Source organism: Aurantivibrio plasticivorans, from assembly GCF_055392955.1.
This window is the reverse complement of the sequence record NZ_AP036020.1, coordinates 3,683,018-3,695,058: the sequence shown is the minus strand read 5'-3', so window position 1 is coordinate 3,695,058 and position 12,041 is coordinate 3,683,018. Positions and strand designations below refer to the sequence as shown.

The window sequence follows — 12,041 nt, the reverse complement described above, 5'->3', positions numbered from 1 at the left end:
TCGTTGCCTGCCGTATGCAGGCTCGAAACGCTTAGTCTCGATAAAATTTCGCTTGAGGAATTAGTGTGGTGAAAAAGATACACCGTCTATGTTTAATAATGTTCAGTGTCTTATTGTCTTTTTTGGCAGTTGATGTTGCTAGAGCCGAAGATAAAACACTTACTATTGGTATTTCTCAATTTCCCGCGACGTTACATCCGAATATAGAGTCGATGGTAGCGAAAAGTTATGTATTAGCCATGGCGCAGCGTCAGCTTACAACCATTGATGCGAATTGGAATATGACCTGCCTGTTTTGTGAGACATTGCCGACCTTAGAAAATGGCTTGGCGGTGTTAGAGGAAACGCCGGATGGCAAGCCGGGAATGTCCATGACCTTCACGTTACCTAAAAATGCAAAGTGGGCGGATGGTGTGCCGGTGACAACGAAAGATATTGAATTTGCTTGGCAGGTCGGTCGAAACCCCGAAGTCGGTATTAATAATATGGAGCTCTACCGGCGCATGTATCAGTTAGATATTAAGGATGACAAAACATTTACCTTTCATCTAGATAAACGCACCTACGATTACAATCGTATTAACGATATCTATCTACTCCCTGCCCATCTCGAGCGCAATATCTTTGAAAACGATCCCAGAGAATATAAAAACCGTACAAAATACGATTCGGATTCAACCAATCCGGGCCTCTATCAAGGGCCTTATCGCGTTACCAATATTGTGCGTGGTTCAAGTATTACGTTGGAGCGCAACCAGTACTGGCACGGGAAAGCACCGTATTTCGACAAAATCATTGTCCGCACGATCGAAAATACCGCGGCATTAGAAGCCAATTTATTGTCAGGTAATATTGATATGATTGCCGGTGAGCTTGGTGTAACACTTGATCAAGCCATCGCGTTTAAAAAGCGCCACGGAAAAAAATTTGAAATTGTTTATAAACCGGGACTAATTTACGAGCACATCGACTTGAACTTGGATAATCCCATTCTTAAAGACAAGCGCGTCCGTCAAGCCTTGTTGTATGCGATTGATCGAGAGTTAATTAGCCAGCAATTATTTAATGGGATACAACCTGTAGCGCATGGCGATATTAGCCCATTGGATAAAGTCTATTCGCCAGACATAAAAAGATATCCTTTTGACGTAAACAAGGCGAAATCACTCCTAGAGGAGGCTGGTTGGAATATTATTAAGAGAGGTGTTCGTCACAATGCTAACGGTGACGCATTACGATTGGAGTTGAATACAACAGCAGGTAACAAAACGCGTGAGCTGGTTCAGCAAGTGTTGCAGAGTCAGTGGAAACAAGTTGGGATTGATATTCGAATTCGCAATGAGCCGCCACGTGTGTTTTTTGGCCAAACAACACGTGAGCGTAAATTTGACGCGATGGTTATGTATGCATGGATGAGCTCGCCAGAAAATCCCCCTCGCCCACAACTCCATTCAACAGAAATCCCCACAGAAGCTAATAACTATTCTGGCCAGAACTACACGGGATTTCGACATTCGGAAATGGATGAGCTGCTAGCGGCGCTAGAAGAAGAGTTGGATTTCGAAAAGCGAACGCCATTGTGGAAACGTATGCAGGATATTTATGTTGAAGAACTCCCTGCGCTGCCTTTGTACTTCCGCGCTAATCCCCATATTTGGCCAAAGTGGTTAAAGGGTGTTGTGCCCACTGGCCACCAATATCCTTCTACGGAAGCAATTGAATATTGGAGTCGAGCTGAATGAGTCTAGCGGGACAACCGCTAGACAAGGAAAGCACTGCGGAAAAATCATCACAATCGCTCTTAACCGTTGATGATGTGAGTATCGGATTCGATACTGATGACGGTTTAATTCGTGTTGTTGAAAATATTAGTTTTACCTTGCAGCGCGGAAAGACCTTGGCGTTAGTTGGAGAAAGTGGATGTGGTAAATCTCTTTCTGCTTTAGCGTTACTGAATCTCTTACCTTCATTTGGCAGTATTCTCTCGGGTAGAATTTTACTAGAGGGACAAGACCTCTCACACGTTAACGAAAAAATTATGCGTCGTATACGAGGTGATCGTATCGCGATGATTTTTCAAGAGCCGATGAGTGCACTTAATCCTGTTTTTACGGTGGGTGCTCAGGTCGCTGAATCTTTTCGCCTACATCGTGGGCTATCTAAGCGGGAGTCACAGGAAAAGGCCATTGAGGTTATCGCCTCTGTAGGTATCCCAGATCCCAAAGCGCGCGCAAAAAATTATCCTCACGAGTTATCGGGTGGTATGCGGCAAAGAGTGATGATTGCGATGGCACTCGCCTGCGAGCCGGATATTTTAATTGCTGATGAGCCTACAACCGCGTTGGGTGTCACTATTCAAGCTCAAATTCTTGACCTCATGCAAGAGTTGCAAGCGAAACACGGTACGGCAATTTTATTTATCAGTCATGATTTTAATGTTGTCTCACGTATGGCAGATGATATTGCCGTGATGTACGCGGGAAAAATTGTTGAATACGGAACATCTCGCGATATTTTGGCCAATGCAATACACCCTTATACAAAAGCATTGTTAGAGACAACCCCTCGAATTGGTGTGAGCGTTTCACACCTGCCTGCTATTGCTGGTCGCGTACCGGGGCCTGCTGCGCGGCCGGCGGGTTGCTATTTTCAACCGCGGTGCCCAATCTCTTTTGCTCAGTGTCAGCAGGTTCCAGAGCTTATTTCTATTTCCCCTACTCATCGTGCCGCCTGTTTCTCATTGTGTCAGGGTGAGTTAGATGACTGAGGCAAGCGAATCAACCAACACTGTGCCTGCGAATCCGCTTATCGATGCAAAGCATATCAGCCGGGTTTATCCGCCCGGTGTTGCCGCTGTTTCGGATGTCAGTTTGATGATTCGCGAAGGTGAAACGCTCGCATTGGTCGGTGAAAGTGGTTGTGGAAAATCAACTCTCGGTCGTATTCTTGCGTTATTGGACAAGCCCACCGAGGGTGATCTGTCTATTGCCGGAGATGATGTGGTTGCGCTAAATCGTAAACAACTCAAGCCACTCCGTCGAGAAGTGCAAATGATTTTTCAAGACCCCGTAGGTTCTCTCAATCCTCGGCATACGGTGGAGGGAATTCTCACCGAGCCGATGAAAATTCACGCCCTCTACGACGTTAAGCAGCAAGACATAGAAGCTATCAAGCTCCTAGAGTCAGTAGGTCTAGGTGAAGAAGACCTTAAAAAATATCCACACGAATTTAGCGGCGGCCAGCGTCAACGAATTGCGATTGCGCGAGCGTTAGTTCTGAACCCCCGGTTTATAGTGGCTGACGAACCTGTGTCGGCGCTTGATGTGTCGGTGCAAAGTCAAATACTCAACTTGTTGGTTGAGTTGCGAGAAAAATTCGCACTTACTTATCTTTTTATTAGCCATGATATGGCGGTGGTGCATCATATTGCTGATCGTGTTGCGGTGATGTATTTAGGACGGATTGTAGAAGTTGCTTCGCGTGATCAATTGTTCGGAAAACCTGAGCACCCGTACACACGAGCATTACTAGCGTCTGTCCCTAGGATGACCTACAAGAAAACGCCAATGGGGCAAGTCCTCCATGGTGACCCACCGAGTCCATTGCACCCTCCATCGGGTTGCGCTTTTCATCCGCGTTGCCCTCATGCGCAACCCATATGCCGTCAGCAATGCCCCAACTTAGAAGCAATCGACGGATCACAGAATCAATTAGTCGCTTGCCACTTCAGGGGAGAAATCGAATGACTCGATTTTTTATGCTGCGCATTGGGCAATCACTGATTGTGCTTTTTGTTATGTCGTTTTTGATTTACGGACTGATGGGACTAATGCCTGGCGACCCCATCGACCTAATGATTAGCTCTAATCCAAATATAACATCGGCAGACGCCCAACATCTTCGTCAGCTCTATGGGCTGGACCTCCCTATCTACGAGCGTTACTGGAATTGGCTTGTTTCGGCCCTGTCGGGTGACTTGGGTTATTCTCGTTTGTTTTCTCAGCCTGTATTGGAAGTACTCATTCCGGCGCTTAAAAATTCCGTTATGTTGCTAGGCTTGGCCCTCGTTTTATCAGTGTCGATCGCGATTCCTGTTGGCGTATTAGCAGCTTCAAAACCTCGTTCTATTTTTGACTATGGCGTAAACCTTTTTGCATTTGCGGGTATTTCAATTCCATCGTTTTGGCTGGCATTGATGCTGTTAATTTTGTTTGCGGTGCAATTGAGTTGGCTGCCTGCCGGTGGTACGGCACCTGCAGACGCCGGCTTTTTTGAACAGTTACGTCATTTGATTTTACCTGCGGCGACAATCACAGTCGCCAGCGTTGGCGGTCACGCACGTTATGTTCGAGCTTCAATGCTTGAGGTGTTGCGGCAAGACTATATTCGTACCGCGCGGGCAAAGGGCGCAAGCACCTTGCGTGTGATTTGGGTGCATGGCTTACGCAATGCAATGATTCCTGTCGTAACAATTCTTGCGTTAGATTTTGGCACGCTATTTTCCGGAGCGCTTATTACCGAGACTATTTTTTCTTGGCCCGGTATGGGCAAACTAATTTTTGAATCCGTAATGGGAAATGATTTCAACCTGGCGCTGGTCGCGCTGTTGTTCGCGACTACATTGACCCTTACGGGGAATGCTCTTGCGGATATTTGTTACGCTTGGCTTGATCCCCGTATTAGCGTCGGCGGAAACACCACGTCTACTCACGGGGTGAGCGCATGAATAGAAATTCGCCACTCTACCTAGCGCTGCGTCGCTTCCGACGTCACACCCTTGCAATCGCAAGTTTTGCTTTGCTCGTCATTATGATAATTGTTGTCACTATAGCGCCGATGATTGAGAGCTGGCTTGGACTTGATGCCAATGCTGTTAATTTGTTTAACCGTATGAGTCCTGCATCCAGTGAGCACTGGCTAGGCACCGATGAATTAGGGAGAGATACATTTTTACGCTTGTTGTATGGCGGGCAAGTGTCCTTATACGCGGGGTTAACTGCTGCCTGTGCAGCGGCAAGTATAGGAACGATTGTCGGTTTGTTTGCTGGTTACTATGGTGGTCGACTTGATGCCATCCTCATGCGCTTAACGGATGGTGTAATTGCCTTGCCGTTGTTGCCACTGTTGATTGTGTTAGCAGCAATCGATCTGAATAAGATTGGTTTGCCGCAATCCTGGATTGACTCGGAAGATGTCAGTTTCTATCGCATTGTCGTTATTGTTGCCCTCGTTGGCTGGACCACTGTTGCGAGGTTGGTGCGAGGTGCCGCGCTGAGCATAAAAGAGCGTGACTATGTTAAAGCGGCTGAAGGTGTAGGGGCGGGGCATATACACATTATGTTTAAACACATTCTGCCAAACCTTATTTCCCCCATTGTCGTTGCTATCACCCTATCGGTAGGGAACGTAATTTTATTGGAGTCTGTTTTGAGTTTCTTGGGGTTAGGTATTCAGCCCCCCATGCCGAGCTGGGGCAATATGCTTACCAACGCACAAGAATTGATTTGGGAGGCTCCAATGCTTGCCGTTTATCCAGGGCTATTAATTTTTGCGACGGTCATTTCGTTTAACTTTTTAGGTGATGGGCTGCAAGATGCGTTTGACCCTAAAGCCGAATACTAACGCTAAGCGCAGTGATTAGCTATCATAACGCGACTTATCAGTATGTGTGTTCGTTTTATCAGCTAAGGGGCTAGCGCAACTAGCCGGTTTGGCTAGCCCTATAGCAATCGAGCGAATTGGTAGTTTAGCGCGATTCTTCGTTCGTAATTAACTCAAGCTAAAAGTATGTGCTTTCGAAAATTCAGGTTTTGGCAAATTTTTACTGCCGGCTCGCTCTCTTACGCGCCAAGCTTGCACGTTGAGTTTAATCTTACCGCCATCTCGATGGCAGCTAATGGTCATGAAATGCTCTCGTGTCCTCGTTTTGGGGTAGGCTGAAAATATAAACCCTTTCTTTGTACTGACATCGAGCTTCTTACTGTAGTTAACTTTTACTTGCGCCCAACTATCGGGTAATACTTGCTCTTCTGGAAATTTTTTCGGCTTGTGTTCAGACTTGGACGTCGCTATCCCATTCAAATAGGTTAAGTTTGACATTGGGGAAGAGATTATTTCAGTCAGTGTTGCACCGTTATTGCCGAGTTGACAAGACGCGATGCGGCCAAAATGAACATCTCCTGATAACACCACAATATCGTGACCGCTACTGCCCAGCGCTTCTAATAAACGCTTATACTGCGATTTAAAACTTAATAAGTTTCTTTCGGTGTTGTTGGTTTTTACTATCAAAGGTTGCGGAATAACGAGTACTCCAGGTCCCTTTAAAGACTCCGCCCAATTGACAAGCTCATTGAATGGCTTGCTTGGAAGAAAATTGGACTTGGATCGGTAGGACCGCAAATCCGCTAAGCAAATTGATAGGTCGTCGCCAAACTTCAAGAACTCGACTTTGGGTGAGCGTTGAATGTTTTTGACAGCATCCTTGGACGCATCTGTCCACGCTTTTCTTACCTTACTTAGCTTTAGTGCAAGCAATTGCGGAATTAGTGAATCGTGAAAGGGGTAGTCATTCCAGTATTCGTGATCATCTGGCAGCATCCAGGTACCACCTCGATTAAGAATGCCTCCTAGAGCTTGCCAATGTGCTGCGTAGTCATCACCAATGCGTTGCCGGATTTCTTCGGGCCTTCGTGATAGTGAATCGAAGCCAATATCCAAGTAAACTTGGTCGCCGGTCAAAAAAGTGACGTCGGGTTTAACGTTGTCATTACCTCTCTCGTACAGCGCCTGGTATGCACCAGCGGCTTGCCCGCCATCCCGGTGGTTGTAGAAACAGCTGCCTAACCCAATAGTGAAAGGCACTTGAGATTTTGTCGGTATTCTACTGGGTAGTGTCTTAAAGTAGGCGCTGCGTAGATGCATCCAACCAGAAGGTTTGGTCATTTCAGATGGATCGACAAAGCGCTCAAACCGAACGGTATATTCAGAGGACTCTGATAAGCCGGAAAATTCAACGGTGGTGCAGAATCGTTGAGTAGTCTTTCGAAACGGCCGTTTCCAGCTTTTGGTGTTGATATTACGTGTTTTAATCACGCTGCCATTTTCGAGTAGTTGGACACGCGCTTTTTTAGGTTTGATCAATGTAGGAAATAGCGACCCAACCCAAACCTCTGCTGTGCTAGAGGATACTCTATGTATTGAAATGCTCCATTTACTGGTATCTGTCGTATATTCCGTCATAAGCTAACTCCTGCCTGTCGCGTTTTTTGTTGTCGAGTTTATGTAATTTTATTTATTATTGGTTGAGCGTACTATTCAATGCGCGTCGCTATTGTTCCTGTTGTGCTATACCTGATGTACTTTACAGCCTTTCTCAGTAGAGAGCTAGATCCTCCTAGAATGCTCCCTCGATGTGAATGGTCCACAAGGTTTCGTCTATAAACCTGCTAGAATTACAACCCTTTCATTAGTCAGCATGATTAGGTATGAATGTATTAAATTTACTCGAGAATTGGCTTCAAATCTCCAATAAGTCGTTTTCTCGACAAGCGAGCGTAACCGCCGCCGAGATAGCTTGTGATTGTTCTGGTCTGATTAATCTAGCGTTTGAAAAACTAAAACTCCCTTTTCCCTATCAATTGATACGGCCCAAAGCGGTTCACTACTATGCATCGCTACAAGAAATCGGTAGTAACAAGATAAGTCAGCTGAACGAAGGATGTCTATTGGCGTGGCGCAAAGATATATTGCCAAAATCCGGTGATACGGGACACGTACTAGTAACAGCAGGTAAACCTACTCTGGTTGCTAAAGATCGCTACAGTATTCCAGTATTCGATTCTACCAAGGCGGAAGGCGGTCTTGCTAAACGGTATATAGATCTCTATACCGATGAGAAAGGCACAATTATCGGTGTAAAGTTTCATAAATCAGAAAGCAAAATAAAGCGGACGCAAATTTATCATCACTCTTTGGTGAAAACTCGCTACTGTTTCGGGTGTGGCCTGCCGAAAAAAGTGTGTAACTGTGGTGTTATTGAACCGAAGCTTGAATCTCCTCCTATTATCATTCTTCGTCATCCTGGCGAGCGCAAAAGGACCTTATCCACTGTTTCGTTAATTAAGCAGCGCTACCCAAATGTGCTAGTGAAGGAGGGGGAGCTATTTTCTCCATTAAGAAAAGAACATATGGTCCTACTGTTTCCAAGCGATGGGCTAGAACATGCTGAGCAATCAATTAAGGAATCCGACGATCAATTTTACATACTATTAGATGCAACGTGGCGAAAGGCGAAAAAAATACTTCATCAGAATCCTTGGTTGCAAGTATTGCCAAGGACTAGTTTGCGACCAGCGTCGGCGTCTCAATACCTATTAAGAAAAGTGGCTGATGAGCAATCATTATCGAGCGTAGAAGCGTTTGCAGCGGTAATGCAAGATAATCCGTTGGCAGAAATGCTCGGAGGCTATATGCAAAAACACATAGAAGTAATGGGTGAGGATATATATCAGAAAAACTACAAAAATCACTTAAATTACAGGACTTGAAATAGTTAAATTTGCGATTATCTATGTTGTGAAAAGTTAACCTTCACAATGTTGTCGGTTGTCGGTTGTCGGTTGTCGGTTGTCGGTTGTCGGTTGTCGGTTGTCGGTTGTCGGTTGTCGATATGACCGGGTCTGGTTCAGCTGGTTGATTTTCGACGCTGTGTTCCACGAGGTTTAAGCAATAATTGCCTAGAGCCTCGACGGCACTTGGTTGATCGTTCTGCTGCTGACTTTTTGGCTTGCGCGTATTGATTGGGAAGGTGTATTCAAACGCTGACTTGCCATCCATCGGCAAAGGTTCTTTATCGTATAAAAATCGGCGTTCCAGCTTTTCAATCACATTAAGCAGCTTCCCTTCTTCTAAAGGCTCTGGATTTAGTCGATAGCTTTGGGAATCAAAAATCTGTTTTAAATGTCTACTTAAAATAGATCGTTCGTAAAGGTTTGCTTGTTCACAAATGGCGACTGCTTCACGCCAAAGACGATCAGTGAATAACAATGGGAACTGCGCAAAGTCATCTTTATCTAAACCGCAAAGCACTAAAATATAATTGGTATATTGTTCTTGTGCGACAACACATGCATTACTGCCGATTTGGGCGATGTCGGCATTCCATAATAAATCGGGTTGTAAATTAATATTGGGTCTACTTTTTGAGTAAACGTGTCGCGATAACGGCTTTGCTAGTTCTTTGGACACTTCTATTAATAACACACGCGATTCCTTATGGGATTTGTTTAGTGGCAGCGTGGCCTGGATGAAGGCCAGACATTAATCGAATGCTTTCCGCTGGAACAGCTAACTTTTGCATCAAGTAATTGCGGAAGTCATTGGGGTAATCGAGCTGTTGAAGCGCGAGATCCATGCAGTGCAACCAGCTGTTTTTAGACTCTTCATCGACGTGTAGGTGGCTGTGGGCAATAGGAATGTTAATCGGGCCAAAATGTTCAGCGAATAGCTTTGGCCCACCCATCCAGCCGGATAGAAAATACGTTAGTTTTTGTCGCGATAGTGCTAGATCGTCCCCGTGCATGTCACGCAGGACTTTAGCTGCGGGTAGGCTATCCATTAAATCGTAAAAACGGTCGACGATTCGAGTGATACCTTCTAGCCCACCCGCGGCTTGGTAAGTTGCATCGTCTACGCCGTAAACAGGCAACGTTTCTTGTGTCATTAGTGTGTTACCTTGTTTTCTAGCGCTCGTTGATACGACCATTGAATCAATTCTTTCAGCAGCGTCTCATCAAAGTTCTCAACACGTTGTATAGTGATCCAATAATCATTATCTTCTTTCTTCACCTTTTTATTAGCCTTGCGAACTAAAGGTGGGTTGGGAAGGTCGTTAAAGTGAGATTCCGTTACGCGCAAAGAAAATCGCCATTGGATGGGGGCGCCTGTTTCGAAATATCCAAACGGACTGGATTCAGCTAACAACGCAAAAGCATTTCCATCCGCGCTCAAGGGCTGACGTTTCGTCTCAGGAAACGACAGGCAATATTTCATCACTTCACTATATTTCATGTTGCGAAATTAACCTGCGAGCCAATCTTTTGCCCACATCGCGGCGGTAAGTTGAGGGCGGTCATCAACCTGTGCGTCGATGCGTAGTAATTTGCCAATGGGTTTGGCTCCAGACCGGTACAAGGCATCTTCGATTAGCATACCTGCATGTGCGAAGCGAGGAAAACCGCTATCGCCTAAAGCGATGATGCCATAATGTCTCCCCGATAAGTCCAACACTTCATTGTTCAATGCGGAATAAACTGGATAGATATTGCGGGGTACTTCACCGTCGCCTGTCGTAGAGCAGCACACTAGCAGTAATTCGTCTTTGTCACGCGTAAGATCGTGAGGGGTGGTTTCTTCATTAACTTGAGTTTGGTGCCCTAGTTTCTCTAAGATCGCTGATGCTGCCTGTGCTGCTTTCCAAGCGTTACCTTCTACTGTGCCTACGATAATTTGAATAGTCGCCATGATGTTTTAGTGGAACTACCCATCCCACTCTTCATCATCCATAGTATCAAAACGGTTTTCGTCTTGCGATTTTGCTTTGCGCTGAATGAGTTTTTCTAACCAGGGTTCTTTGTCACCCTCCAGTTGTATTTGTATATCTTCGATAAGCTCTTCGACGTCCGGTCCACCTTTAACTTTGATAGGGTGAACGCCAAGAGTAATTAACTGGCGGGTCGCTGACCCACCAATCGAACCACAATATACAATATCAGCACCGGCTAACCAGGCGAGTTTAGGTTTTAGTTTATCTTCGTTACCATCTTTCTTTTCGATACCGAAATTTTGTGAGGCAATAAGTTCAGCGCCTTCATTGTTAATGGCGTACAGATAAAAAGCTTGAGCGGAACCAAAGTGCTGGTCGACCATATCGCCGTCTAAGGAGGCGAATGCCACAAGTAAGTCGTCATCGTTGGTTTGTGCTTCGGCGACACAGGCTAATTGGGCTGCAGTATTCATAGGCTATTAATCGTCATCATCATCGTCGTCATCCAGTACACGCGTAATGGGCCGATAAATCTCTACCCGGTCTCCTTCGGATAGACCCTTCTTGAGCGGCGTCACCTTGCCATGAACACCAACCTTCATTGAATCCAAATCAATTTCTGGGAATTTGCTGAGAATCCCACTCTGTTCAATGACATCCCTAATTATGCAGTCGTCATCAACATTGAGCTCAATCCATGACTGCGCGGTATATCCTGCGTACACAACACTGACTTTCATGGCTATATACTCATTAATGGATAATTACGATTAAACATTACTTGGCATAACGAGATCAGAAGATTTTTTGCTGCCGGCAAATTTCCGATCAATAACCCGTTTTATAGCAATCAATAAGCCGAGCGCTATAAACGCACCCGGTGGTAAGACAGATAATAAAATACCTGAAAAGTTAGGTATGACAGTGATTTCGAGCCAAGCGAAATTTTCACCTAGCAATAAGGAGGCATGTGAAAATAAAGTACCGCTTCCAAAAATTTCTCGCATTGCGCCAATGGCAACCAACACCCAAGTAAAACCTAAACCCATAGCTACAGCGTCTGCACCTGCGACAAAAATGGAATTTTTTGCTGCGAAGCTTTCCGCTCTACCAAGAATGGCGCAGTTGGTAACAATTAGCGCAATAAATAAACCGAGTACTTTATATAGCGGGTGCAACCAAGCGTTGATAGCCATATCAACGAGGGTTACTACAGAAGCAATGATGACAATCAGAACAGGGATACGTACTTGAGGCGCAATAAAATGTCGCAATGCGGAAATAAAGATATTGGTAATAAACAGTACTACCATCGATGCTATTCCCATACCCAAACCATTAGTGGCAGAGGTGGTCACCGCTAGTAAGGGGCATAAAGCAAGCATTTGCCCCATGGCAACATTATTGTTCCACAATCCATCACTGAATATTTTTTGATAAGACTGATTCATAAGTACCTCTATACGAATATCAATACCACTAGCTTTATAAAAAG

14 protein-coding genes are annotated in these 12,041 nt (G+C 45.2%); 6 read left to right on the top strand and 8 right to left on the bottom strand.

The features are described from left to right. The first annotated feature begins 68 nt into the window (after positions 1–68). Genes ACZ5NB_RS16500 through ACZ5NB_RS16480 form a run of 5 tightly spaced genes read left to right on the top strand, consistent with a single transcriptional unit; the run spans position 69 to position 5,622 of the window. On the top strand, positions 69–1,742 hold the full coding sequence (locus tag ACZ5NB_RS16500; protein WP_460233383.1) for a peptide ABC transporter substrate-binding protein: 1,674 nt from the start codon (positions 69–71) through the stop codon (positions 1,740–1,742). Beyond that, positions 1,739–2,767, top strand: a complete 1,029-nt coding sequence (locus tag ACZ5NB_RS16495) for an ABC transporter ATP-binding protein (protein WP_460233382.1) — start codon at positions 1,739–1,741, stop codon at positions 2,765–2,767. The genes ACZ5NB_RS16500 and ACZ5NB_RS16495 overlap by 4 nt, the downstream gene beginning before the upstream one ends. After that, a complete protein-coding gene (locus ACZ5NB_RS16490) occupies positions 2,760–3,746 on the top strand; it encodes an ABC transporter ATP-binding protein (protein ID WP_460233381.1) in 987 nt (328 codons plus the stop codon). Before ACZ5NB_RS16495 ends, ACZ5NB_RS16490 begins: the two co-directional genes overlap by 8 nt. Beyond that, positions 3,743–4,726 carry an ABC transporter permease gene (locus ACZ5NB_RS16485; protein ID WP_460233379.1) on the top strand — a complete coding sequence of 328 codons (984 nt, stop codon included), beginning with the start codon at positions 3,743–3,745 and terminating at the stop codon, positions 4,724–4,726. Before ACZ5NB_RS16490 ends, ACZ5NB_RS16485 begins: the two co-directional genes overlap by 4 nt. Beyond that, entirely contained in the window at positions 4,723–5,622 is a 900-nt protein-coding gene (locus ACZ5NB_RS16480) for an ABC transporter permease (protein WP_460233378.1), read from the top strand. The genes ACZ5NB_RS16485 and ACZ5NB_RS16480 overlap by 4 nt, the downstream gene beginning before the upstream one ends. A gap of 147 nt (positions 5,623–5,769) precedes the next feature. On the opposite strand, the gene ACZ5NB_RS16475 is transcribed toward ACZ5NB_RS16480, so the two are convergent. Beyond that, entirely contained in the window at positions 5,770–7,242 is a 1,473-nt protein-coding gene (locus ACZ5NB_RS16475; RefSeq protein ID WP_460233377.1) for a metallophosphoesterase family protein, read from the bottom strand. A gap of 245 nt (positions 7,243–7,487) precedes the next feature. On the opposite strand from ACZ5NB_RS16475, the gene ACZ5NB_RS16470 reads away from it, so the two are divergent. Beyond that, positions 7,488–8,549 carry a tRNA-uridine aminocarboxypropyltransferase gene (locus ACZ5NB_RS16470; protein ID WP_460233376.1) on the top strand — a complete coding sequence of 354 codons (1,062 nt, stop codon included), beginning with the start codon at positions 7,488–7,490 and terminating at the stop codon, positions 8,547–8,549. A 43-nt stretch (positions 8,550–8,592) separates the two neighbouring features. On the opposite strand, the gene ACZ5NB_RS16465 is transcribed toward ACZ5NB_RS16470, so the two are convergent. The 7 genes from ACZ5NB_RS16465 to ACZ5NB_RS16435 are packed head-to-tail and all read right to left on the bottom strand — an operon-like array spanning position 8,593 to position 11,997. Continuing rightward, positions 8,593–9,264: a DUF6933 domain-containing protein gene (locus ACZ5NB_RS16465; protein WP_464107580.1), complete on the bottom strand. Its 672-nt coding sequence runs from the start codon at positions 9,262–9,264 to the stop codon at positions 8,593–8,595. A 10-nt stretch (positions 9,265–9,274) separates the two neighbouring features. Next, positions 9,275–9,724, bottom strand: coding sequence for a group II truncated hemoglobin (locus ACZ5NB_RS16460; protein WP_460233374.1), 450 nt, complete (start codon positions 9,722–9,724; stop codon positions 9,275–9,277). Further along, positions 9,724–10,071, bottom strand: a complete 348-nt coding sequence (locus tag ACZ5NB_RS16455) for an MmcQ/YjbR family DNA-binding protein (protein WP_460233373.1) — start codon at positions 10,069–10,071, stop codon at positions 9,724–9,726. The genes ACZ5NB_RS16460 and ACZ5NB_RS16455 overlap by 1 nt, the downstream gene beginning before the upstream one ends. A gap of 9 nt (positions 10,072–10,080) precedes the next feature. Beyond that, positions 10,081–10,524: a flavodoxin domain-containing protein gene (locus tag ACZ5NB_RS16450; protein ID WP_460233371.1), complete on the bottom strand. Its 444-nt coding sequence runs from the start codon at positions 10,522–10,524 to the stop codon at positions 10,081–10,083. A 15-nt stretch (positions 10,525–10,539) separates the two neighbouring features. Beyond that, positions 10,540–11,019, bottom strand: a complete 480-nt coding sequence (locus tag ACZ5NB_RS16445) for a NifB/NifX family molybdenum-iron cluster-binding protein (RefSeq protein ID WP_460233370.1) — start codon at positions 11,017–11,019, stop codon at positions 10,540–10,542. A 6-nt stretch (positions 11,020–11,025) separates the two neighbouring features. Then, on the bottom strand, positions 11,026–11,286 hold the full coding sequence (locus tag ACZ5NB_RS16440) for an RnfH family protein (RefSeq protein WP_460233368.1): 261 nt from the start codon (positions 11,284–11,286) through the stop codon (positions 11,026–11,028). A 30-nt stretch (positions 11,287–11,316) separates the two neighbouring features. Continuing rightward, positions 11,317–11,997, bottom strand: a complete 681-nt coding sequence (locus ACZ5NB_RS16435; RefSeq protein ID WP_460233367.1) for an electron transport complex subunit E — start codon at positions 11,995–11,997, stop codon at positions 11,317–11,319. Positions 11,998–12,041 lie beyond the last annotated feature (44 nt).